This is a genomic window from Pseudomonas sp. fls2-241-TYG-175, assembly GCF_030209155.1.
Taxonomy (GTDB): Bacteria; Pseudomonadota; Gammaproteobacteria; order Pseudomonadales; family Pseudomonadaceae; genus Aquipseudomonas; species Aquipseudomonas viridiflava.
The window spans coordinates 1-24182 of the sequence record NZ_JARVSO010000001.1 but is presented as its reverse complement, the minus strand read 5'-3'; the positions used below and the strand labels follow the sequence as shown (position 1 = coordinate 24182).

22 protein-coding genes are annotated in these 24182 nt (G+C 60.1%); 14 read left to right on the top strand and 8 right to left on the bottom strand.

What is annotated here, in order from left to right:
* Nucleotides 1-7: 7 nt before the first annotated feature.
* Nucleotides 8-499: a GNAT family N-acetyltransferase gene (locus QRN20_RS00110; RefSeq protein WP_004879694.1), complete on the bottom strand. Its 492-nt coding sequence runs from the start codon at nt 497-499 to the stop codon at nt 8-10.
* A gap of 594 nt (nt 500-1093) precedes the next feature.
* Between QRN20_RS00110 and glgA the strand changes: the two genes are divergently transcribed.
* The 10 genes from glgA to QRN20_RS00060 all read left to right on the top strand — a co-directional run bounded on the left by glgA (nt 1094) and on the right by QRN20_RS00060 (nt 15166).
* Nucleotides 1094-2686 carry a glycogen synthase GlgA gene (gene glgA / locus QRN20_RS00105; protein ID WP_004879695.1) on the top strand — a complete coding sequence of 531 codons (1593 nt, stop codon included), beginning with the start codon at nt 1094-1096 and terminating at the stop codon, nt 2684-2686.
* An 18-nt stretch (nt 2687-2704) separates the two neighbouring features.
* The gene (gene treZ / locus QRN20_RS00100) at nt 2705-4522 is read left to right on the top strand and encodes a malto-oligosyltrehalose trehalohydrolase (RefSeq protein ID WP_122605869.1); all 1818 of its coding nucleotides are present in this window, start codon (nt 2705-2707) and stop codon (nt 4520-4522) included.
* The gene (malQ, locus tag QRN20_RS00095) at nt 4512-6590 is read left to right on the top strand and encodes a 4-alpha-glucanotransferase (protein ID WP_004879698.1); all 2079 of its coding nucleotides are present in this window, start codon (nt 4512-4514) and stop codon (nt 6588-6590) included. The genes treZ and malQ overlap by 11 nt, the downstream gene beginning before the upstream one ends.
* Nucleotides 6587-9370 (top strand): malto-oligosyltrehalose synthase, encoded by a 2784-nt coding sequence (locus QRN20_RS00090; protein ID WP_122491255.1) that lies wholly within the window; start codon nt 6587-6589, stop codon nt 9368-9370. Before malQ ends, QRN20_RS00090 begins: the two co-directional genes overlap by 4 nt.
* A gap of 17 nt (nt 9371-9387) precedes the next feature.
* Nucleotides 9388-9780, top strand: a complete 393-nt coding sequence (locus QRN20_RS00085) for a DUF2934 domain-containing protein (protein WP_004879703.1) — start codon at nt 9388-9390, stop codon at nt 9778-9780.
* 157 nt (nt 9781-9937) lie between these two features.
* Entirely contained in the window at nt 9938-12121 is a 2184-nt protein-coding gene (gene glgX / locus QRN20_RS00080; protein WP_122436999.1) for a glycogen debranching protein GlgX, read from the top strand.
* Nucleotides 12118-13155 (top strand): acyl-CoA dehydrogenase family protein, encoded by a 1038-nt coding sequence (locus tag QRN20_RS00075; protein ID WP_122428732.1) that lies wholly within the window; start codon nt 12118-12120, stop codon nt 13153-13155. Before glgX ends, QRN20_RS00075 begins: the two co-directional genes overlap by 4 nt.
* A complete protein-coding gene (locus QRN20_RS00070; RefSeq protein ID WP_122491256.1) occupies nt 13148-13921 on the top strand; it encodes a PIG-L deacetylase family protein in 774 nt (257 codons plus the stop codon). The genes QRN20_RS00075 and QRN20_RS00070 overlap by 8 nt, the downstream gene beginning before the upstream one ends.
* Complete coding sequence (locus QRN20_RS00065) at nt 13918-14541, top strand: SAM-dependent methyltransferase (RefSeq protein ID WP_122491257.1); 624 nt, start codon at nt 13918-13920, stop codon at nt 14539-14541. Before QRN20_RS00070 ends, QRN20_RS00065 begins: the two co-directional genes overlap by 4 nt.
* Nucleotides 14513-15166, top strand: coding sequence for a glycosyltransferase family 2 protein (locus QRN20_RS00060; protein ID WP_122605873.1), 654 nt, complete (start codon nt 14513-14515; stop codon nt 15164-15166). The genes QRN20_RS00065 and QRN20_RS00060 overlap by 29 nt, the downstream gene beginning before the upstream one ends.
* A 33-nt stretch (nt 15167-15199) precedes the next feature.
* Here QRN20_RS00060 and QRN20_RS00055 read toward each other — a convergent pair whose 3' ends face one another.
* From QRN20_RS00055 to pcaD, 4 genes are all read right to left on the bottom strand, one after another.
* Nucleotides 15200-16270, bottom strand: coding sequence for an alpha/beta hydrolase family protein (locus tag QRN20_RS00055; protein WP_096766969.1), 1071 nt, complete (start codon nt 16268-16270; stop codon nt 15200-15202).
* A gap of 338 nt (nt 16271-16608) precedes the next feature.
* Nucleotides 16609-17217 carry an FMN-dependent NADH-azoreductase gene (locus QRN20_RS00050; RefSeq protein ID WP_122491258.1) on the bottom strand — a complete coding sequence of 203 codons (609 nt, stop codon included), beginning with the start codon at nt 17215-17217 and terminating at the stop codon, nt 16609-16611.
* Nucleotides 17218-17289: 72 nt separating this feature from the next.
* The gene (locus tag QRN20_RS00045) at nt 17290-18249 is read right to left on the bottom strand and encodes a LysR substrate-binding domain-containing protein (protein WP_122491259.1); all 960 of its coding nucleotides are present in this window, start codon (nt 18247-18249) and stop codon (nt 17290-17292) included.
* 39 nt (nt 18250-18288) lie between these two features.
* Nucleotides 18289-19083, bottom strand: coding sequence for a 3-oxoadipate enol-lactonase (gene pcaD / locus QRN20_RS00040; protein ID WP_122414560.1), 795 nt, complete (start codon nt 19081-19083; stop codon nt 18289-18291).
* A 126-nt stretch (nt 19084-19209) separates the two neighbouring features.
* Between pcaD and QRN20_RS00035 the strand changes: the two genes are divergently transcribed.
* The gene (locus QRN20_RS00035) at nt 19210-19554 is read left to right on the top strand and encodes an MmcQ/YjbR family DNA-binding protein (protein ID WP_057408975.1); all 345 of its coding nucleotides are present in this window, start codon (nt 19210-19212) and stop codon (nt 19552-19554) included.
* Here QRN20_RS00035 and QRN20_RS00030 read toward each other — a convergent pair.
* Nucleotides 19549-19989 (bottom strand): DUF1294 domain-containing protein, encoded by a 441-nt coding sequence (locus QRN20_RS00030; protein WP_122605875.1) that lies wholly within the window; start codon nt 19987-19989, stop codon nt 19549-19551. The genes QRN20_RS00035 and QRN20_RS00030 overlap by 6 nt on opposite strands.
* Entirely contained in the window at nt 19986-20816 is an 831-nt protein-coding gene (locus QRN20_RS00025; RefSeq protein WP_043303878.1) for an undecaprenyl-diphosphate phosphatase, read from the bottom strand. Before QRN20_RS00025 ends, QRN20_RS00030 begins: the two co-directional genes overlap by 4 nt.
* A 241-nt stretch (nt 20817-21057) precedes the next feature.
* On the opposite strand from QRN20_RS00025, the gene pnuC reads away from it, so the two are divergent.
* Together pnuC and QRN20_RS00015 are read left to right on the top strand one after the other, a co-directional pair.
* Nucleotides 21058-21621, top strand: a complete 564-nt coding sequence (gene pnuC / locus QRN20_RS00020; protein WP_088235404.1) for a nicotinamide riboside transporter PnuC — start codon at nt 21058-21060, stop codon at nt 21619-21621.
* The gene (locus tag QRN20_RS00015) at nt 21618-22196 is read left to right on the top strand and encodes an AAA family ATPase (RefSeq protein ID WP_058432678.1); all 579 of its coding nucleotides are present in this window, start codon (nt 21618-21620) and stop codon (nt 22194-22196) included. Before pnuC ends, QRN20_RS00015 begins: the two co-directional genes overlap by 4 nt.
* Here the strand turns inward: QRN20_RS00015 and QRN20_RS00010 are convergent.
* A complete protein-coding gene (locus tag QRN20_RS00010) occupies nt 22140-23465 on the bottom strand; it encodes a sigma-54 dependent transcriptional regulator (protein ID WP_025993662.1) in 1326 nt (441 codons plus the stop codon). The genes QRN20_RS00015 and QRN20_RS00010 overlap by 57 nt on opposite strands.
* A gap of 309 nt (nt 23466-23774) precedes the next feature.
* On the opposite strand from QRN20_RS00010, the gene QRN20_RS00005 reads away from it, so the two are divergent.
* Nucleotides 23775-24041, top strand: a complete 267-nt coding sequence (locus QRN20_RS00005; RefSeq protein ID WP_004879734.1) for a hypothetical protein — start codon at nt 23775-23777, stop codon at nt 24039-24041.
* Nucleotides 24042-24182 lie beyond the last annotated feature (141 nt).

Sequence of the window (24182 nt, the reverse complement as noted above, 5' to 3'; positions counted from 1 at the left end):
GCCGCGATTACAGCGTTTTTTGCCAAAACATGGCGCGGCCCATTTCCGGGTTCAGCTGATAGCTGTCGAAACCGACCTTGCGATACGCTGCCTGCGCGACATCGTTGCCTTCCAGCACCTCGAGCGTCAGCTTGCAGCACCCGCGCTGGCGCGCAATTTCTTCGACCTTGGCGAGCATTTTTTGGCTGATGCCTTTACCGCGGTGCTCGGCAATGACCGCGACGTCGTGGATATTGACCAGGGGACGACAGGCAAAGGTGGAAAAGCCTTCGAAGCAATTCACCAGCCCCACAGGCTCACCGGCGATGAATGCCAGAACGCTGAATGCATGAGGCCGCTTGGCCAGTTCGATCGCCAATTGCTGGCGCGTATCGCTCGACAACGGCTTGCCCGTACCCATGGCATCCAGCGCATATTCGTTCAAGACGAACCCGATCGCAGCTGCGTGTACCGGATTGGTGTAACTCGCCTGCAGTACCAACACCTCTGGGCCTTCCATTTCCATCCCCGTCAACCAATGAGTCTTCATACAGCGTTTACGATGAGGCCTGCGCAATCAATGGCAGGCCAAAGGACCGTGATTCTATCCCGCCCTGCTCCAAAATGTTCCAGCACAGATGTAGGAAGTTTCTTCTGGTACTCGTGAATTGACCATTGCCTGCACCTGGAAAAGGCAGCGTGCATCCATTCAGCCGGAAAAAGCAGAAAAGGCCTGGGCATTTTTCACGAAACGAATGGGATCCCGTTGATTGTCGAACAATCCGACGGCCGGTCATCACCCGATAAGTTCGTCGAACGCCGCCCTGAAAAAGCGCAGACATTGCACCGGCGATGCCCGCAAACAGGCCGCCAAGCCTTGCTCCAGACGACCGCCGGTAAAATACTCGAAACTTCTCCAAAAGCGCCGGGTCAGGTGAATAGAGCGCCTATGCTGTTGGCTTATTGCCCGCAATGCCTCCATCACGTTGCATCGCTGCTATGTATAGTCCAAGTCGGTACTGTTTTTGCGTAGTGCAGGTGCACGTACCCGGCCATAGGAAATGGCCAATAAAAATCATGTGATGCACCAACACTGTTTTAACGGGAGAAAACGATGATTAGCGCCGCTGTCAAAACCCAGAAGGGAGAGAGTTTTAATCAGCCGGCCAGCGAGCTGACTCATCTGCCGGTTTTCGCTACGACGAGCGTTCCACTGCTGCAACTGCCGACTTCGACTTCACAGCCCACACTTTCCCAGGTCAACAAACGCAAAGTCCTGTTTGTGACTTCAGAACTGGCTGACCTGGTGAAAACCGGGGGTTTGGGCGATGTGTCTGCTGCCTTGCCGCGAGCCATGCGTCACCTGCACGATGTCCGTGTGCTGATACCCGGCTACCCGCAAGTGATCAATAGCGGCAACCCTATTCATATCATCAGCCAGCTGGGCGGCTATGCCGGGCTGCCTGCGTGCAAGGTTGGGCGGATGGACATGAAGGACGGTCTGGTCATTTATGTCCTGATCTGCCCTGAACTGTATGAGCGTGAAGGCACGCCTTACGCCGATCGCCACGGCCGTGACTGGTCCGACAACCACATCCGCTTTGCGCGTCTCGGACTTGCCGCAGCTGACTTTGCAGCAGGTGCAGTGAAAACGCAGTGGTGCCCTGAACTGGTTCACGCCCATGACTGGCCGGCCGGACTGGCCCCCGCCTATATGAAATGGCGCGGCCAGACCACGCCCAGCATCTTCACCATTCACAATCTGGCCTACCAGGGCACTGTAAGCACCGGTTCAAGCCGCGAGCTCGGCATCCCTGACGAAGCCCTTCAGGCCGAAGGCATGGAATTCTACGGCAAGCTGTCGTTTATCAAGGCAGGCATGGCGTACGCGAACCACATCACGACGGTCAGCGCGACCTACGCCAGGGAAATCACCACCCCCGAATTCGGCTGCGGCCTGGAAGGTTTCCTGCAGAGCAAGGCCGAGAAGGGTCAGCTGAGCGGTATTCCCAATGGCATCGACGCCAGCTGGGACGCCTCCACCGACGAACACCTGATCTGCCACTTCGCACCCAATGAATGGCTGCGCAAAGAGATCAACGCCGACTACGTCCGTGAACTGTTCGACCTCGACGCTTCGACCGGCCCGCTGTTCGCAGTCGTCTCGCGCCTCGTGTACCAGAAAGGCCTGGACCTGACGATCGGCGTGGCCGAGCACATCGTCAACAATGGCGGCCAGATTGCAATCATCGGTCGCGGTGAGCCTGAAGAAGAAGACGCCATGCGTGCGCTCGCAACGCGCTTCCCGGGTCGCATCGGTGTGCGTATCGGCTTCAACGAAACCGACGCCCGACGCATGTTCGCAGGCAGTGACTTCTTGCTCATGCCTTCCCGTTACGAGCCTTGCGGCCTGAGCCAGATGTACGCCCAGCGCTTCGGTTCGCTGCCGGTGGCCCGCAACACAGGCGGTCTGGCAGACACCATCGAAGACGGCGTGACAGGTTTCCTGTTCAACGAATCGACCGTGGAAAGCTACACCGAAGCCCTGAACCGCGCGTTCCAGGTATTCGCTCACCCAGAGTTACTCAATGCCATGCGCTGCCGCGCCATGGCCGCCCCGTTCAACTGGCATCAAGCGGTAGAGCCCTACGCAGAACTGTATCGCGATCTGTTGAAGAAAAATGCGGGTGCTTCAATTCACTACTAAGGAAAAAGGGGTCAATGGATGCCTCTGCGCACAGAAAACAGCTGGCGCCACGGCGCCGTTTTGGTAAATCCCGAACTCACCCGGTTTGCCCTCTGGGCACCGGATGCCCACGAGGTCACGCTTGAACTGGAGGATGGTCAGTCACTGGCCATGACCTCTGAGCCTGAAGGCTGGTTTGCTCTGGAGGCCCGCTGCAAGGCGGGCACCCGGTACCAGTTCAACATCAACGGGGAGCTCAAGGTCCCCGACCCCGCTTCCCGCGCTCAGGCTGACGACGTTCACTCACACAGTGTTGTCGTCGACCCGCTTGCTTACCAGTGGAAAAACACCGACTGGAATGGCCGCCCTTGGCACGAAGCAGTCATTTATGAACTGCACGTTGGAGCATTGGGAGGCTATGCAGGCGTTGAAAAACACCTGCAACACCTGGCCGACCTTGGTGTGACCGCCATCGAACTGATGCCTCTGGCGCAATTTCCCGGCGACCGCAACTGGGGCTACGACGGCGTGCTGCCGTATGCGCCGCAGTCCTCCTACGGCACGCCCGAGCAGCTCAAGCACCTGATCGACACGGCGCACGGGCACGGTCTGGCGGTCATTCTGGACGTCGTCTACAACCACTTCGGGCCGGATGGCAATTATCTGGGCAGTTACGCCAAGGAATTTTTCCGCAGCGACCTGCACACGCCATGGGGCGACGCCATCGACTTCCGACGTCCGCAAGTACGTGAATACTTCGTCGACAACGCACTGATGTGGCTGCTCGAATACCGTTTTGACGGTCTGCGCATGGACGCTGTGCACGCGATCCGCGACGAAACGTTCCTGCCCGAATTCGCCGAACGTGTACGTGAACAGATCGAACCAGGTCGACACGTGTGGCTGAATCTGGAAAACGAATTCAACCAGGCCAGCCTGCTCGCCGACAAGGGTTTTGACGCCCAATGGGATGACGATGGGCATAACACGCTGCATGTGCTGCTGACCGGCGAAACCGACGCCTACTACTCGGATTTTGCACAGGAGCCGACACAGAAGCTGGCCCGCCTGTTGAGCGAGGGCTTCGTGTATCAGGGCGAACAGACCCGACACGGCCACACACGCGGCGAGCCCAGCGGCCATCTGCCGCCCAGCGCATTTGTGTTGTTCCTGCAGAACCATGACCAGATCGGTAACCGCGCGCTCGGCGAGCGCCTGCCGCAACTCTGCCCCGCTCCTGCACTCAGGGCGGCCACCGCTCTGTTGCTGCTGTCGCCAATGATTCCGCTGATGTTCATGGGTGATGAATGGGCGGCCAGCGAGCCGTTTCTGTTCTTCACCAGTCATCATGGTGAACTGGCGGATCTGGTGCGCGAAGGTCGACGCAATGAATTTGCCGATTTTGCCGCATTCGCCGATCCAGAGCGTCGCGAACACATTCCCGACCCCAATGATCCGAAAACCTTCGAAGCCTCGCGCCCAGCTTTTGCAGCGCTGGACCTGGAAACGGACGCAGGACTGGATCATCGCAACTGGCTGGCGCTCTATAAACAATTGCTGGCCTTGCGTAAGGAAGAAATCATTCCACGCCTGCCCGGTGCCACCGCGATAGGCACCAGGATTCTGGCGGATCATGCCGTCAGCGCCTCCTGGCGCATGGGCGACGGCAGTGTGCTGCGCATCGACCTGAACCTGAGCGGGGAAGCTGTCAACGCTTCGCAACAGAAAGGTGCGAGAGTGATTTTCTCCACGCAGCCAAAATCGTCCGAACTTTCACATCAAGGCATCCTCAATCCTTACACGGCGATTGTCAGCCTGACAGGCCGTGATGTTCTGGAGGAACAGGATGAGCAATGAGCAATTGGAAAGGCTTGCCACCGAAGCAGGCCTGTCGGTGCACTGGGTCGATGCCAACGCTCGTCCACAGACTGTCAGCCACGATGTGTTGCGCAAGGTTCTCGAAGCGCTGGGCTATCCGGCCGATGGCAGCGAAGCCATCGATGCCAGCCTGCAGCGCTTGCAGGCTGCCCGCGAGGGCGCCGGCGCACCGCCGCTTTTGACTGTCGATCAAGACTGCAAGCTGGACCTGTCCGCCTGGTTCAAGCCCGAGACGCCCTTTACCCTGCATCTGGAAGACGGCTCATCACTGGACGCCAGACTGACTGCCAACGCCGAGCTGCCCGCCCTCGCGCCGCCGGGTTATCAGCAACTGGACATCGAGGGGCAACACCTGACCATCGCCGTCGCGCCCAAGACCTGTTTCAGCATGTCCATGGCCACCGACACACGCAAGCCTCGTGCATGGGGCCTCACGGCCCAGCTGTACGGATTGCGGCGCGAAGGTGATGGCGGTTTCGGTGATACACAGGCACTGGAATCACTGGTCCGCTCAGCGGGCGAACGAGGCGCCGATGCGCTGGCGATCAGTCCGATTCATGCCATGTTCGCCAGCGATCCGCATCGCTACAGCCCTTACTCGCCTTCCAGCCGACTGTTTCTCAACAGCCTTTACGCCTCGCCGGGCGCCATTCTGGGCGAACGGGCCTGGCGTCAGGCAATCGAAGACGCCGGCGTTGCCGATGAGCTGAAACGCCTTGAGGCCCTGCCGCTGATCGACTGGCCCGCCGCTGCTGCCGCCAAGTGGAAAGCGTTGCACGCCTTGTACGAAGCATTCAGCGCCGGTTCGCACCCTCTGCACGAAGACTTCAACAGCTTCCGCCACAGTGGTGGTGAAGCGCTGGAAAACCATTGCCGATTCGAAGCCTTGCGCGCCGAATGTCCGGGCATGGGCATCAGTGACAACTGGCACGAGTGGCCCGATGAGCTGAAAGATCCCCGCAACCCGGCAGTGTCGGCATTCGCAGCTGAACATGGCCCGCAGATCAGTTTTCATGCCTTTACCCAGTGGCTCATTGCTCGCGGTCTTGAGCGTGCCCAGGTCGCTGCACGCAGCAGTGGCATGCGCGTCGGCCTGATCGCCGATCTGGCCGTCGGTGCCGATGGCGGCGGCAGCCAGGCCTGGAGCCGTCAGGACGAACTGTTGTCGGCCCTCACGGTTGGCGCGCCGCCTGACATCCTGAATCGCGCCGGCCAAAGCTGGGGCATCTCGGCGTTTTCTCCCGACGGCCTGAAGCGCAATGGTTTCCGCGCTTTCATTGAAATGCTGCGCGCCAATTTTGCCCATGCGGGCGGTCTGCGCATCGACCATGTGATGGGCCTGCAACGCCTCTGGGTGATACCGCTAGGCTCGCCACCCAGCGAAGGCGCTTACCTGAATTTTCCGCTGGACGACATGCTGCGTCTGCTGAGCCTGGAGTCGCTGCGTCATGAGGCGATCGTGCTCGGCGAAGACCTCGGCACGGTGCCTGAGGGCCTTAGCGAAAAACTCAGCGCCCGCGAGATGCTGGGCATGCGCGTGCTGTTGTTCGAACAGAACAACGGTTCCTTCAAGCCGATTCTGGATTGGTCCGATGAGGCACTGGCAACCACCAGTACCCACGACCTGCCGACGCTGGCCGGCTGGCTCAGCGAACTGGACATCGAATGGAACGCGCGACTGGGGCATGTGGACGCGCAAAGCGAACAGCACTGGCGTGAAGAGCGTGCGCGTGAGTACAACGCGTTGCGTCGGGCCTTGAGCCAGAGCAATGACGGCTTCGATGAACACACTGAAGACCCGGTGCAGATTATCGATGCCAGCATCCGCTACCTGGGCCACACCCGTGCGCCGCTGGTGCTGCTGCCCATAGAAGACGCGCTGGGCGTTCAGGAGCAGGCCAACCTGCCCGGCACCATCGACAGCCACCCTAACTGGCGCAGACGCCTACCCGGCGATGCCGCCTCACTCCTTGATACTGAAGATGCTGCTCGACGACTGGAATTGCTGTCCCAATCCCGGCTGCAAGCTGCGGAGCGTGACCAATGAATCGCCCTTTACAACCATTGAGAGCCACACAACGTCTGCAGTTTCACAAAGACTTTACCCTGGATGATGCGGTGCCACTGGTGCCGTACTTTGCCAGTCTGGGCATCAGCCACCTCTATGCGTCGCCGATTCTCAAGGCGCGCGCAGGCTCCATGCACGGCTACGACGTGGTGGATCCGACCATCATCAATCCCGAGCTGGGCGGCGAGCCCGCCCTGCTCCGTCTGGTGGCGGCCCTGCGTGAGCATGGGATGGGCATGATCCTGGACATCGTTTCCAACCACATGGCAGTGGGCGGTGCAGACAACCCGTGGTGGCTCGATCTGCTTGAGTGGGGACGTCGCAGTCCATACGCCGACTTCTTCGACATCCAGTGGAATTCACCGGATCCGTTGCTCGCCGGTCAGCTGCTTCTGCCGTTTCTGAGCAGCGATTACGGCACGGTGCTGCAGGCAGGCGAAATTCCGCTGCGCTTCGATGCACAGCGCGGTGCCTTTCATATCGAGCATTATCAGCACCACTTCCCGATCTGCCCAACAACCTATGACTCGCTGTTACAGCACACTGACCACCCGAAACTGAAAGAACTGGGTGAGCGTTTCGCAGCGCTGAATCAGTATCCGCAAGCGTACGAACGAGCACGTCAGGCCAAGGCAGAGCTCGCCGAACTGGCGAACGATCCGCAGGTGCTCAAGGCCATCGAACAGGTCATTGCCCGATTCGACTCCAGTCAGCCTGAAGGTTTTGATCGTCTTCACCAGTTGCTGGAGCGTCAGTACTATCGCCTGGCGAGCTGGCGCACCGCCGGTGACGACATCAACTGGCGGCGTTTCTTCGACATCAACGAGCTGGGCGGCTTGCGTGTCGAGCGTCCGAATGTCTTCGAGGCCACCCACGGCAAGATCTTCCAACTGATCGCCGACGGCCTCATCGACGGCCTGCGTATCGACCACATCGACGGCCTGGCCAACCCACGCGGTTACGGACGTAAGCTACATCGTCGCGTCCAGGGTCTGTTGAGCCAGCGACCGGCCGAAGCCAGACTGAATCATCTGCCGATTTTTGTAGAAAAGATTCTTGGCCCTGACGAACCCCTGCGCGAAGACTGGAGCGTGGACGGCACGACTGGCTACGAATTCATGAACCAGGTGTCGCTGCTGCAACACGACCCCAAGGGTGAAGCCCCGTTGGGCGCGCTGTGGAGCCGCCTGAGTGAACGTACTGCCAACTTCGATGAGGAAGTGCTGGTGGCGCGTGATCTGGTGCTGCATGGCACGCTGGCGGGTGATTTCGAAAACGTTGCGCAGTCGCTGCTGCAGGTGGCGCGCAGCGACCTGATGAGCCGTGACCTGACGCTGGGGGCGATTCGCCGCGCACTGCTGGCTCTGATCGTGAACTTCCCGGTGTACCGCACCTACATCACCGTCTGCGGGCGTTCGGCAGAAGACGAGCGATTCTTCCAGCAGGCCATGGAAGGTGCACGCTCAAGCCTCAACGAAGGTGACTGGCCTGTGCTGGATTATCTCGCGCGCTGGCTGGGCGGCGAGCCGTGGAGAAAGCTGCCGCGTGGCCACCTGCGCAAGCTGTACAAGGACGCGTGCGTGCGCTTCCAGCAGTTGACCTCCCCTGTGGCGGCAAAATCGGTGGAAGACACCTCGTTCTATCGTTCTGCCGTACTGCTGTCGCGCAACGATGTAGGCTTCCATCCGCAACATTTCAGTGCGCCGGTTGAAGAGTTTCACAAGGCATGCATCCAGCGCATCGAGACATTCCCGGACAATCTGCTGGCCACTGCGACCCATGATCACAAGCGCGGCGAAGACACCCGTACACGTCTGGCGGTACTCAGCGAATGTGCTGACTGGTACGCCGAGCAGGTAGAGCGCTGGCGCCAGCTGGCAATGCCGCTCAAAGGTGAAGAGCCTGTGATCAGCGCGGGTGATGAGCTAATGCTCTATCAGGCGTTGCTGGGCAGCTGGCCGCTGGATCTGGAAGGCGAGCACGCTCACGAAGACTATGCAAAGCGCATGGTGCAATGGCAGGAAAAGGCCCTGCGTGAAGCCAAGCTGCAAAGCAGCTGGAGCGCGCCGAACCAGCCTTATGAAACGGCGTGCCGAGAGTTTCTGCAACGCATCCTGCTGGCCCCTGAAGCCCTCGCGCTGCGCCAGTCCCTGAGTGCCACCGCCAATCGCATTGCCACTGCCGGTGCGCTCAATAGTCTGGCGCAAACCTTGCTACGCTTGACGGTGCCCGGTGTGCCTGATCTGTATCAGGGCACCGAGTTCTGGGATTTCAGTCTTGTCGACCCGGACAACCGCAGGCCTGTGGACTACGCTGCTCGGCAACAGGCTCTGACAGAGAATGTCAGCGCACCCGAGCTGTTGACTCACTGGCATGACGGCCGGATCAAACAGGCGCTGATTGCAGCGGCGCTCAACGTGCGTTCCGCGCATCCGACGCTGTTCAGCGAGGGGGAATACCTTCCTCTGGAAGTGAAAGGCAGTCATGCCGAAAGGGTACTGGCGTTCGCGCGGGTAACGGCGAACGAGCGTGCAATCGTGGTGGTGCCGCGCATAAGCAGTGAACTATTGGGCACTGCGCAGGCTCCATTCATTAATCCTGCTCAATGGGGCGACACACGTATCAGCGTGCCGTTTGCAGATTCAGATCAGCAGTGGAAAGGCCTCTTTTCCGACGTCGTCGTGATGAGTGATGGGGAAATACCGCTCAGCGCAGCGCTAGAAGAATTTTCCGTCAATTTGCTTATTCAAACTATGTAATACCTGGGAGTGTCGAGATGAGTGCCGACGAAAAAAGAATCCGTGAATTTGCCTATCAGATCTGGGAGTCCGAAGGTAAGCCTTCCGGCCACGATGCACGCCATTGGGAAATGGCGCGCAAGCTGGCGGAAGCAGAGGCCCTGGCTCCGGACAAGAGCACTGCGCGCAAATCCAACAAGCCCAAACTGCCGGAAGTCGACAGCGCCAAGGCACCCGCCAAAGGCCCGGCCAAGCCGGTAGCCAAGGCAGTACCCGATGCCAAGCCTGCTGCCAAACCCGCAGCGTCCAAGCCGGCAGCGGCTCCCAAGCCAAAAGCCCCGGCCAAGCCTAAACCGGCTCCTGTGGCCGCTTCGGGTGACGCACCAGCCAAGCCTGCACCGAAGAAACCACGCAAGCCATCGAATACTTGAAACTCTTCTGTCTTCACACAAGTCCATTGTCGCAGGCTTCATCCGGTTCCCGGTGAGGCCTGCGGTAACTCCAAACTTTAACTTCAGTGTTGAAGCCCGCTCGGCTTCGATAACGGTTTCGGCCGCTTAGAAAATCATTCGACGTCAGGAAGGCACCATGAATACGAAGTCCACAACAGCGGCAGATGACAGTTCGGCCACACCAGAAAACCCTGCCAGTACCCCGTCACGTATCCGTGAAGGACTTCCCTTCCCGCTCGGTGCCAGCTGGGATGGCCTGGGCGTCAACTTCGCGATCTTCTCGGCCAACGCCACCAAGGTTGAGCTGTGCCTGTTCGACGCCTCGGGCGAAGTGGAACTGGAACGCATCGAGCTTCCGGAATACACCGACGAGATCTACCATGGCTACCTGCCGGATGCTCACCCGGGCCTGATTTACGGCTACCGTGTATACGGACCGTACGACCCGCAGAATGGCCACCGTTTCAACCACAACAAGCTGCTGATCGACCCGTACGCCAAGCAACTGGTCGGCGAGCTGAAATGGTCGGAAGCCCTGTTCGGCTATACCATCGGCCACCCCGACGGCGACCTGAGCTTCGACGAGCGTGACAGCGCGCCTTTCGTGCCCAAGAGCAAAGTCATCGACCCGGCGTACACCTGGGGCCGTGACCAGCGCGTCGGCATCCCGTGGGACAAGACCATCGTCTACGAGACCCACGTGCGCGGTTTCACCATGCGTCATCCATCGGTCCCGGAAGAGCTGCGCGGTACGTTCGCGGGCCTGGGATCAGCCGACGTGGTCGATCACATCCGCAAACTGGGCGTGACGTCGGTCGAGCTGCTGCCGATCCATGCGTTCGTCAATGACCAGCACTTGCTGCAAAAGGGCATGACCAACTACTGGGGCTATAACAGCATCGCGTTCTTCGCCCCTGATCCACGTTACCTGGCACACGGCAAGATCGCCGAGTTCAAGGAAATGGTTGCGCACATGCACCATGCCGGGCTCGAAGTGATTCTGGATGTGGTCTACAACCACACCGCCGAGGGCAACGAGCTGGGCCCTACCCTGTCCATGCGCGGTATCGACAACGCGTCGTACTATCGCCTGATGCCGGATGACAAGCGCTACTACATCAACGATTCCGGCACCGGCAACACGCTGGACCTGAGCCACCCGTGCGTCCTGCAGATGGTCACCGACTCCCTGCGCTACTGGGCTTCGGAAATGCATGTCGACGGCTTCCGCTTCGACCTGGCAACCATTCTGGGTCGCTACCACGATGGCTTCGACGAGCGTCACAGTTTCCTGGTTGCCTGCCGTCAGGATCCGGTCCTGCGTCAGGTCAAGCTGATTGCCGAGCCATGGGACTGTGGCCCCGGCGGTTATCAGGTCGGCGGCTTCCCGCCGGGCTGGATGGAATGGAACGACAAGTTCCGCGACACCGTTCGCGCCTTCTGGAAAGGCGATGAAGGCCAACTGGCCGACTTCGCTGCACGCATGACAGCCTCCGGGAACATGTTCAACCAGCGCGGTCGTCGCCCTCAGGCGTCGGTGAACTTCATCACCGCGCATGACGGCTTCACGTTGCACGACCTCGTGTCGTACAACGACAAGCACAACGAGGCCAACGACGAAAACAACCAGGACGGCAGCAACAACAACCTGTCCTGGAACCATGGCGTCGAAGGTCCGACCGAAGACCCGGAAATCAACGCGCTGCGTCTGCGTCAGATGCGCAACTTCTTCGCCACGCTGCTGCTTGCTCAGGGCACGCCGATGATTGTCGCCGGTGACGAGTTTGCCCGTACCCAGCACGGCAACAACAACGCCTACTGCCAGGACAGCGAAATTGGCTGGGTGAACTGGGATCTGGATGGCGACGGCGAAGCACTGCTCAAGTTCGTCACCCGCGTGATCAAACTGCGTCAGAGCTACCCGATCCTGCGTCGTAGCCGCTTCCTGGTGGGCGATTACAACGAGGAAATCGGCGTCAAGGACGTGACCTGGCTTTCGCCGGACGGCAACGAAATGACCGTCGATCAATGGCACGACAGCAATGGCCGTTGCCTGGGCATGTTGATGGATGGCCGCGCACAGGAAACCGGTATTCGCCGTCCGGGCGCAGATGCCACGCTGTTGCTGGTGGTCAACGCGCACCATGATGGCGTCAACTTCACCCTGCCGGAAGTACCGGAAGGCACGCACTACACCTGCCTGATCGATACCAATCAGGACGACGCACGCAGCAAAGAGCAATTCAGTTTCGGCACTGAATACACCGTTACCCCTCGCTCGCTGCTGCTGTTCGAACTCAAGCGTGAAGATCAGCAATGACCCAAGCCTTGAGTGAGTTTCTCGACTGGCGCAGGCACGGCTATGCCGATACGCGTGCGCTGGGCGAGTGCTTGCAGGCAATGGTCAACGAAGGGCTCGACCGGATCCCCCTGCCTGCCAGCGGCCAGACGCTTGAGCGCTGGCAGGCACTGGCCTGCGTTGCAGGCCATGATCTGGGGTTATGCAAGTTGTACGAGGGGCACACGGACGCAATGGCAATCATGGCGGAACTGGGTGCCCCGCCCCCTGAACACTTCAGTACCTGGGGAATGTGGGCGGCCGAGCCGCCGCAAGCCCGGGTACTTCTCAGCGGCGAAGACGATTCGCTGAGACTCAATGGACGCAAGGCTTGGTGCTCGGGCGCCTCGGCGCTCAGCCATGCCCTGATCACCGTATGGGACGACCATCAGCGTCAGCAACTGGTGGCAGTGCCGCTGGACCAGCCGGGCGTGACAATCGGCACCGACGGTTGGCGCGCCGTCGGCATGGCCGCGACCGGCAGTGTCGACGTGCTGTTCGAACAGGCCACCGGATATCTGGTCGGCACTCCCGGCGACTACCTGAACAGAGCAGGCTTCTGGCAAGGCGGCATTGGTATCGCGGCCTGCTGGTATGGCGCCTCTCGGTCCATCGCACAACGATTGCTGCAACAGCCGGGCAAGCGCGACGATCCCCATGCGCTGGCGCATCTGGGCGCAGTGGATACAGCGCTTCATGGTGCATCCAGCGTGTTACAGGCAGCGGCTGTCGAGATCGATAGCACGCCGCTTGGCGACGCTCAGTTACTTGCCAGGCGCTGTCGCGCAGTCGTCGAACAGTGCGCCGAGCAGGTCATTCAGCACGCAGGTCGTGCATTGGGTGCAGGCCCTTACTGCAAGGATGCGCACTTTGCTCGCCTGAGCGCTGATCTTCCGGTGTTCCTGCGCCAGAGCCATGCCGAACGGGACCTCGCCGCGCTTGGCGAACAGGTGCGTACTCATCTCGCGGCTGCCAGTACCTGGTCGCTGCTCAAACAGGCCGTCGATCATGAGTGAAGGTTTTGTTGTCAGTGAGGACGGTTCGGGTCGCGGCACGCCGCTGGAAGCCTGGAACGCCTCGAAGAAACTGGGTGCGCTGGCGGCAATCACGGCTGACCTGCTGGTGCCGCCCAACTGCAGGGCGGTCATCATTGCGCCCCACCCTGACGATGAAGTGCTGGGCTGCGGCGGCCTGATGCGGCAGCTGGCGCAACTGGAGCGCACGCTGCTGCTGATTTCGGTGACTGACGGCACCGCGAGTCACCCTGGCTCGCCGTTATGGCCCGTGCAGCGTTTGAGCGCGATCCGGCCACAGGAAAGCGCCGAGGCGCTCGAGCGTCTGGAGATCCCACAGGACCGACTGGAGTGGATTCGTGGCGGGTTTCAGGACGGCGACGTCGTCAGCGATGAGGACCGTCTGGTGGCGCTTCTCGAACAGCACCTTTGCCCGACCGATGTGGTGTTTGCCACATGGTCGAAAGACGGTCACGGGGATCATGAGGCGGTTGGCCGAGCCGCCGCACGTGCCTGTGCGAGCACTGGCGCGCAGCTGCATGAAATCCCGATCTGGGCCTGGCATTGGGCCGACCCGGAAGACGAACGTCTGCCGTGGGATCGGGCGCGCAAGGTGCTGCTGGACCCGCAAACCATCGCTCGCAAGCGTGACGCTGCCCATGCCTTTGCCAGCCAGTTGCAGGGCGACCCCGGCATCGGTTTGTTGCCGGTATTGCCGAACAGCGTATTGGAGCGTTTGCTGCAACCTTTTGAAGTGGTTTTCACATGAGCGTGGCCGACAGCTATTTCGACGAGCTTTTTCGCAACGACAGCGATCCGTGGGCGTTCAAGCAACGCTGGTACGAGCGACGCAAGCGGGCGCTGTGCCTGGCTGCGCTACCCAACGAACACTACGCCGCTGTCTTTGAACCCGGTTGTGCCAATGGCGAACTCAGCGCCGGACTGGCCACACGCTGCGATGCGCTGTTGTGCTGTGATACCTCGCAGCGCGCCGTCGAGCTGGCTCGCGGGCGACTGATCGACGCTCCCCACGCTCGCGTGGTGCAGGCGCGCCTGCCGCAGCAATGGCCGGAAGGCCGGTTCGACCTGATTGTGCTCAGCGAACTGGGGTATTACCTGGACCTGGAAGACTTGCACCGCTGGATCGACTGCGCGCTGGAAGCGCTCACGCCGGACGGCCAGATCCTCGCCTGCCACTGGCGGCCTGACATCGACGATTGTCCATTGAACGCACAGCGCGTCCACGACGTGTTGAACGAGCGGCTCTCCATGCACCGACTTTTCAGTCATCACGAACAGGATTTCCTGCTGGATCTCTGGAGTCGCGATGACATATCTGTAGCAAGAAGGGAATTTGCGGATGATCGGCGTTCTGATTCCGGTACATAACGAAGAGCGGTTGCTGGACCAGTGCCTGGAAACGGTCCTGATGGCTGCGGCGCACCCGAGTCTGAACTGCGAACAGGTCGAGGTGTTGGTAGTGCTCGACAGCTGCACTGATCAATCGGCAGAGATCGCCCGTTTCTATGGCGTCATGACCCTCGACATCCAGGCGCGCAACGTCGGCCAGGCCCGCGCGCAGGGTGCCGCCTTTCTGCTCGACAGAGGTGCCCGCTGGCTGGCCTGCACCGATGGCGACAGCAGCGTGGCCTGCGACTGGCTCGCCGAACAGCTGGCGCTGGATGCCGACGCGGTCTGTGGCACAGTGACGCCCGGCTCTTGGGATCAGGGAGTTTCTGTTGCGGCACAGACCGCTTACAACGCGCATTACCAACACCGCGACGGGCATCGCCACATCCACGGCGCCAACCTCGGCGTCAGTTCGATGGCCTACCTGCGTGCAGGTGGATTCCCCGCACTGGCGTGCCACGAAGACGTGCATCTGGTTCGCCAACTGGAACTGTGCGGTGCACGCATCGCCTGGAGCTGCCGCCCGCGGGTTACGACCAGCACCCGACTGGACTCCAAGGCGCGAGGCGGATTCGGGGATTACCTGCGGTCGTTGAATCCCTGACGCATCTCTGTCTTGCGTTGAGCAAAACGAAACCTATTGGTGATTCGCCGTCTGCATCCCGGAATTGTCTGAATCTGACGCGCCCAGCGTGCTAGTGAAGAACCTGACCGCTTCGGCGCTCAGGGTGCGGTGGATGTCTGCCCGGTCAACGCCTTCGCGATCGTTGCAGACCATGGGCATGGTTGCCCGCTGGTCGTCGGTGCAGGGTGCCATGAACACGAAGTGCCCTGCCCCGGCCAGCAGCTTGTAATCCGGCGCCTGCGGCAACTTGCGCGCCAGCGCCTCAGCGTTCTTGTCCAGCGCCAACAACTGGTCATCGTCCCCTGCATACATCAGCACCGGAACGTGCACATCGCCCAGCGTCTGCCTGCCAAACATCAGACTGAGCGGTGCCATCAACATCAATGCACCTACCCTTCGATCAGCCTGCGGATGCAGGTCTTCACGGTCTGCCACCAGTTGGCCCTGAGTCTTGCAGGCGTCGCGGTCTGTAGGTCGTTCGGTGCAGTATTGTTGCAGGCGTTTCAGGTCCGGCTGCGCGCCTGCCAGGATGAGTGCGGTTTCACCACCAGCCGAATAACCGATCACACCCACCTGACGTGCACTGAGATAAGGCGCAAGCATGGGGTCCGTCAGCGCGGCGCTGATGGCCTCTGAAATCTGCAGAGGTCTGCCGTAAAGATTGCTCAGGCTGCCGAGACGGCTGTGGTCTCGGTAGTTGTCGCCGGGATGGACAACCGCCACGACAACGAAGCCCTGACGAGCCAGCGAGGTCGCCAGATCGTGCAGCGCGAGGGGCGTTCCGGTATTGCCATGAGACAGCATGAGCAGCGGGAACCGCCCCAGAGCGATGGCTGCGTCTTCACCGGCCTCCACTCGATAACCTTGCACGTTACTGACCTGTTCAGGATCGGTAGACGGATAGAAGGCGATAGCCTGCATCGGCTGGGAATCCAGCGGATCGATAAAACTCAGCTCGTGAAAGCCCGCGCTCCATTCGCTGTCTGCCAGCACGTTATCGGTGACGAAGTCGTCAGCCTGAACGTGCACCGAAATCAGGCTATCCAGCAAACAAACCAGCATCACTGCACAAAGACGTACCATGGCAAGGCCCAACCTTTGTAAGTCCCGGCAGGTGCCGGACAGTCCATTCATGCGCTTGTGTCGAGCTTCATGCTCCAGCGCCCCGCTCTCACAGAAAATGAGAGTGCCTATTGCAGAAATAGTGCATAAGCCGGGCCATCTATCTTCGCTGTTTTTTGCAACTGCCAACCACTGCGCAAAAATCGGCCCGATGCAGCGTTCAGGCAAGCAGTGTACTGCCGCGTACGTCGCGTTACCTGTAAGAAAGCTGTCAATTGTTCACTGAACGGCGGGCATTAAAAAACTCCAGAGCCCTGCGCAATGCGCGGGCTGTGGAGTTTGTTCGGAACAGGACGCTGTCAGGCGGCGAACAGCTTCTGCTCGATGTGCTGCTGCGCGGCAGTCAGCGCGTTGGCGCGAGGCTCTTCACCGTACGCAAGGCCTTCAGCGCGAACGAATTGCAGGTCGGTCACGCCGATGAACGCGAACATCAGCTTGAGGTAATCCTCGTGACCCACGCTGCTCGGCTGCCCGGCGTGTATGCCGCCGGAAGTCGAAACAATGATGACCTTCTTGTCGCCGCACAGGCCTTCAGGGCCAGCTTCGGTGTAACGGAAGGTTCTGCCCGCTACCGCGATGCGATCGATCCAGGCCTTCAACTGAGTCGGAATGGTAAAGTTGTACATCGGCGCACCGATGACGACTACGTCAGAATCCAGAAACTGCTGCAAGGTGGCTTCGTTGGTTGCGACTTCCTGCTGCTGGGCAGCGTCACGGCCTTCGACCGGTGTACCTGCGGCGGCGAGGGTTGCTGGCGAGAAGTGGCTCAGCGCTTCGCTGGCCAGATCGCGATAAGTCACGGCGCTGTCAGTGTGTGCGGCCTTGTAGGCCTCGACTACGCTGCGGCTGAGCTGGCGCGAAGCGGAGTGGTCACCAAGAATGCTGGAATCGATGTGCAGAATGTTCATAAGGGCTTCCCGAGTCATATCGTCATTGTGCGATCAAGTGGGGAGCATCCTATCGCTGTTCGTAATGCGTGATTAGTCGTCCTGAATGTGATTATTCGTTCTACTGATAGAACTATAGAGGGACTCGGGGTTATGAGTCAGTTCCTTGAACGAGGTTTCGAACGCATCCAGCATCGCCCGGATGGCTGGAAGCAGCCCGCGCCTGGACGCAAACGCCGCATGGATCACGCCGCACTTGGGCCGATGGGCGTCGAACAGCTCAATGAGGCGTCCCTGTTGAAGGGCGCTTCGAACCAGAATTTCGGGCAGTTGCGCCACGCCGACACCCTGCAGGGCACCTTGTAGAATGGCATCCAGGTCCGAGCAGACCAGCCGTGGCGAGTGACGCACTTCCACATACTGCCCCGCTCCGTTTTCCAGCAACCAGCGGTGATTCGGGGTGGCCGAGGTCAGGTCCAGCGTGGGCAGGCTTGCCAGGTCCTCGAACGAGGCATCAACGCCAATCTGCGCTGCCAGATCCGGGTGAGCCACCAGTCGCTGGGCGCTGTAGCCCAGCGTCTTGACCACCAGCCCTTCGTCTTCCAGTGGCGGAAAGCGCACGCGCAGGGCGATGTCGATGTTCTCGGAAAGTGGATCGACCCGGCGATTGGTGCTCTCGATATACACCTGCACCTTGGGATGCGCAGCCATGAATCGGGCAACGGTTTCATTGATGCCCATCGCACCCATGGCAGGCGGACAACTCAGGGAGATTCGGCCCTGGGGTTCGGATCTGGAACGCTGAATGGCTTCTTCCGCCGCCTCGGCCTCCACCAGCATCGCGACACAATGCCCGTAGTAATCACGCCCGCTTTCGGTCACGGCGAACTTGCGCGTGGAGCGCTGGATCAGCCTGACGCCCAGCCGTTCTTCAAGCCCTGCAATGCGGCGGCTGAGCTTGGACTTGGGAATACCCAGCTTGCGCCCCGCAGGCGCAAATCCCCGGCACTCGACTACCTGGACGAAATAAAACAGATCATTGAGATCGAACACCGGCCACCTCGCACGCTCAGAGGGCGCGAGTATCAGTGCTTACCGATTCGCAGTCAAAAACGCCAGCACCGGCCCGGTAAACGCTTCACCAGCCTCAACACTGGACAGGTGAGCGGCCGGAAGCTCGATCATCTGTGCCCCCGCGATGCGCTCAAGCATGAAGCGCCCGTCAGCAGGCGTGGTGACGGCATCTTCGGTGCCGCAGACCACCAGCACCGGCAGCTTGATCGACGCGATCTGTTCGCGATAATCCGCATCACGCACCGCCGCGCAGTTGGCCGCATATCCCTGAGGCGAGGTGTGCGCCAGCATGCCGACAATGGCATCGACCGTCGCAGGTTCGGCGTTCGCAAAAGATGACGTGAACCAGCGGGCAATCGATGCGTCACGCAACGCAACCATCGCCGACTGGCCGTCGCGCAGCACCGTTTCGATACGCGGGTTCCAGACATCGGGGTTGCCGATTTTCGCTGCAGTGTTGCACAGCACAACGCGTTGCAAGCGCTTCGGAGCATTGATTGCCAGCCATTGACCAATCAGACCGCCCATGGAAAGCCCGCAGAAAAACACCTTGTCCAGGTTCAGCGCGTCCAGCAAGGCCAGCACATCCCGGCCATTCTGTTCGATGCTGTAGGTGCCTTCGCTGACCAGCGACTGCCCATGGCCACGGGTGTCGTAACGCAACACACGGAAATGTTCGGTCAGTGCTGCAATCTGGTTGTCCCACATGTGCAGGTCGGTGCCCAGCGAGTTGGAGAGCACCAGCACTGGCGCGTCCTGCGGGCCTTCGAGCAGATAATTCAGCGGGCCATCGGCGAGTTGCACGGCAGACATTCGAAGCTCCAGAGAAAGCGAAACCTGAACACTAATGAGTGTCGGGACGTCATACAATCCGCTGATCAAATATCCGTGCGACTATCGAACACCTTACCGGTCGCCACACACGGCAAGGAGCGCACCATGCGAACCGAAGACATCGCGACTTTCTGCCTGGACTTGCCAGGCGCGCGGGAAGACTACAAATGGGGCGGGATACGGGTGTTTTCCATCGCGGGCAACAAAATGTTCGCGGTCATGGACCTCGTAGGTCAGGGCCTGTCCTTCAAGGTTCACCCCGATCTGTTTCTGGGCTACGTGGACCGCCCGGGCGTTCGCCCTGCCCCGTATCTGGCCCGTGCACACTGGATCAGCATTCCGGAACCTCACGCCTTGAGCGACGATGAGATCCGCGACCTGCTGACCCGCTCACACCAACTGGTGGTGGCCAAGCTGCCCAAGCGCCAGCAGATTGCGCTGAAGCTATAAGGGTAGCGGCACCCAGTGCCAAAGCCGACGGCCCAGAAACAGCCAGTCTATCCAGAAAGCCTGATGCACCAGCACGATCAGCCAGAACACGACCTGAAAGGACACCTTGCGGGTCTTGTGCCGAAATGCCTGTTGCGCCAGCAACGCACCGGGCCAGCCACCCAACAGTTCGGTGGCATGCAGCACATTTTCCGGGGTGCGCTGCCCGCCTTCGCCAGCCTGCAATTTGTCGTGTCGATACAGCACGAAAGACAGCAGGCTCATCACCGCGATCACGATCGCCGGAATCAGCAGACCTTGCCTGAGCCACAGCATTGTCGTCCCATAAACCGGCAGTGCGCACAACACCACCAGAATCAGCAATTTGAGGCGCAGCGCCTGAACCGGTGCCTTGCGCTGCCGGGCTGGCGGTCTGGCCTCGCGGGCTGACGTCATGCCTTGGCTGCCGCCCAGTCGATCCAGCCGAACTGCCAGGTCGCCAGAATCAACAGACCGAACGCAATGCGATACCAGGCAAACACGGCATAGCTATGAGTGGCGATGAACTTGAGCAGACCGCGCACCGCGATCATCGCGAAAATGAATGAAGTGATGAAACCGATGGCGAAAACCGCAACGTCGTCTGGACGAAACATGTCACGGTACTTGTAGCCCGAGTACACCGCAGCGCCCACCATGGTCGGCATGGCCAGAAAGAACGAAAACTCGGTGGCGGCCTTGCGCGACAGACCGAACAGCAGACCGCCAATGATGGTCGAGCCGGAACGCGAAGTACCCGGAATCATCGCCAGACACTGCACCAGGCCGACTTTCAACGCATCGGTCCATTTCATGTCATCGACGGTCTCGGCGTGCACCACATGCTCGCGGCGCTCGGCCCACAACATGATCACGCCGCCGATGACCAGAGCGGTCGCCACCGTGATGGGGTTGAACAGGTAATGGTGGATCAGGTCGGCGAAGATCACGCCCAGAATCACCGCTGGCATGAACGCGATCAGCAGGTTGAGGGTGAAACGCTGCGCCTGCTGCTGTTTGGGCAAGCCCACGACCACATCGAGAATCTTGCGCCGGAATTCCCAGACCACTGCCAGAATGGCGCCCAACTGGATGATGATATTGAACGCCGCCGCACGGTCACCACCGAAGTCGATCAGGTCCGCAACAATGATCTGGTGACCCGTGCTCGAAATCGGCAAAAACTCCGTCAGTCCCTCTACAACACCCAATATCAATGCCTGAGCAGCAGTCCAAAGATCCATCATTCCCCCATACAGCGATACCCGAGGTTCGCTGGTTTGTATTGTCGTATGAAAAAAGCCTGCCACTATGCCGCTGCGAAGCTGAACGAAGCTTGAAGAAGCGCTGCAAAAACGCCGAATGCTAGCAGACCTTTCGGCGTAACGCCTGCTGGTGGTGTGAGCTTGCCACCAGACCCTGCCCCTTGCGCCCGGAACCGCTTACAATCCCCGGCCCTGCACATCCCGCTATCAAGGAGCCGCCATGTCCGGGCTTGAACTATTTGCTGCCGCTATCGGCGTGATCGCGGTATGGCTGACGGTCAAGCAAAACCCGTGGTGCTGGCCGATCGGCCTGGTCATGGTGGTGATCTACATCTGGATTTTCTACGACGTAAAACTTTACTCGGACATGCTTTTGCAGGCGATCTACGCCGGATTGCAGGTCTACGGCTGGCTGCAATGGACACGCCATGGCAGCAGTTTGCCGGTGCGTGCGGTCACGGCGCTGCGAGGTGGTTCGGTTGCCACGGGGCTGGCCGTTGGCGTCGTCATCAGTCTGGCACTGGGCGCCGGCATGGCCCACTTCACAGATGCCGCGCAACCCTGGCTGGATGCGGCGCTGACCGGGTTCAGCCTGGTGGCGCAGGTCTGGATGGCGCAAAAGCGCGTGCAGTGCTGGCCCCTGTGGATCGTGCTTGACGTGATTTTCGTCGGCCTGTTCGTCTACAAGGACCTCTATCTGACGGCAGCGCTCTACGGGCTATTCACCCTGCTCGCCGTTCAAGGCTGGCGTGAATGGCGCAACGATCTGGCACTGGCCCGATGAAGGTTCTGGTGCTGACCGGCCCGGAGTCCAGCGGCAAAAGCTGGCTCTGTGCGGCTATACACAAGCGTTTTGGCGGTGTTCTGGTCGATGAATACGTGCGTCACTTCATCGATGAACAGGGTCGCGACACGGTCTATGACGACATTTCCACCATCGCCCAGGGTCAGCTCGACCGGGAAGACGCTGCGCGCGCGACAAGGCCTGCACTGCTGATTCTCGACACGCATTTGCTGAGCAACATGCTCTGGAGCCGCACCTTGTTCGGGGATTGCCCGCAGTGGATCGAACAGCAGTTGCTCAAAAGGCACTATGACCTGCACCTGCTGCTGTCTCCCGAGGGCGTCGAATGGATCGGCGACGGACAACGCTGTCAGCCTGAACTGGCAGAGCGTCAGGCGTTTTTCAGCGCCAGCCGTCAATGGCTCGATCAGCATGCGCAACGCTACGAATTGATCGAAGGCGGCTGGCAACAACGCCATGACCAGGCCATGGCTGCCGTCAGCCGATTGCTATCGACTTCACCGGATCTGGTGCTTGTGCAGCAAGCGGTAGAAGGTCGGGCGCGAAATCCCTAACACCTTGGCCGCCACGCTGAGGTTGTCGCTGTGGCGGGTCAGCACGTCGCACAAGGCCTGCCGTTCTGCACGGGACTTATAGTCATCCAGCGTTCCCATGCTGCTGACAATGTCCTCTTCCCCCAGCAACCCCAGATCCGCAGCCTCGATCTGCCGACCTTCGGCCAGGACCAGACCGCGTCGAACCCGGTTGGCCAGCTCGCGCACATTGCCCGGCCAGTCATGCTTGCCCATGGCAATCAGCGCATCCTGACTGAAATTACGGGCGCGCCTGCCGGTTTCCTGGCTGTAAAAGTGAGCAAAATGATTGGCCAGCATCGCCAGATCGCCATGTCGTTCACGCAGCGGAGCCGTACCGACCTGCAGTACGTTGAGCCGGTAATACAGGTCCTCCCGGAAGCGCTTCTTGCGTATGGCCGCCTCGAGGTCCACATGGGTGGCGGCCAGCACCCGGACATCCACAGGAATCGGTTCACTGCTGCCAATGCGTTCGATCTGCCGATCCTGTAAGAAGCGCAACAGGTGCGCCTGGGTCTCGAGGGGCAGATCGCCGATTTCATCCAGAAACAGGGTGCCGCCGTCTGCGGCTTCAATGCGCCCGACCTTGCGTTCCTGAGCGCCGTTGAAGGCACCTTTCTCATAGCCGAACAGCTCGGCGTGAATCAGGTGTTCGGCGATGGCACCGCAATTAACAGCCACGAACGGCTTGTTACGTCGTTGAGACTGCGCGTGTAGCGTGCGTGCGACCAGTTCCTTGCCTGTGCCGCGTTCGCCACGAATCATCACAGGCGACTCCGTCGGTGCCAGCTTGCCAAGCAGCCGCCGCAACTCGCGAATCGGCCTGCTCTCGCCCAGCATCTCGTGTTCGCTGCTGGACGTCTGGGCCGCACCCTGCGCCCGCAACCGGGCCATGCCATAGGCCCGGCCCAGCGTGACCTGCATGCGGGCGACATCGAACGGCAGGGTATGGAAATCGAAAAACCACTCGCAGACGAAATCCCCGATCTTTTCCCGGCGCAGGTCATCCGGTGCCAGCACCGCGATCCATTGGGTATTGGTGCGAGTAATGAGTTCCTTGACCATCTCGGGATGCTCGAAATGGTCAGGCATCAGGCGGATCAAACCGACATCGCAGCTGAGATTGAGCGCCGACTCGAGCGTACTGCTGTCCACCGCCCATCCGGCAGCGTGCAGGACAGGGATCAATTGATGACAATCATCACAGGGGTCAACAATTAACAGACGTCGCGTTGGGGCCGATTCATGCATAGAGGTTCCTTGGCGCCCGGCGTCAAATTAAGGTTATGAAAAATGTTTTATAAACAGTATGTTGGCGAGCCCGATCCTTACATTAGCAAATATTTGACACTGCCTTGTACCGTTTGCATCTAATGGCAATAACCAAATGTCATTAGTGCTGTAACGCTGTTTTAACGACTGTGATCCGTAACGGAATTAAAAAAATTTCAAAAATGTGTGTGACTCATATGCCCCTCCCGTTCATCAACACAAGTAACCAGCCGGACGGTAAGCCCGCCGACGTGACTGAATTGATATGGGCACTTTGAGGAATTGACCATGAACGCCCCACTGCGCTTCAACGATGCACTTCTGATCGCTGGACACGCTTTTGAACCCTTCCAGTGTGTTGCCTGGGCACCACAGGACGGGAACGGCGAACTGAGCCTGACCGTTATCGACCGCACCAGCACTCGCATTGGCCGCAAGCAGATTCCGAGCAGCACCTACTCGGACAAGCAGCAGTTGGCCAGCGCCCTGGAGCAGGCCCGCGCTGAGATCAGTAACGAAGGGTACGACCTCAAGCCCTGGACTATGCCAGCCTGAGTCGCTGCTTGATCGGGCCTGTCGAGCTGCGCTCGACACCGATCGCGCCCACCGCTCTGCGTGGGCATGCCGCCCGAGACGCTCCGAAATGGCACAGATTGCGGACTCAGTGAGCCGAGCGCCCGGCTCAGGTCACCTTTG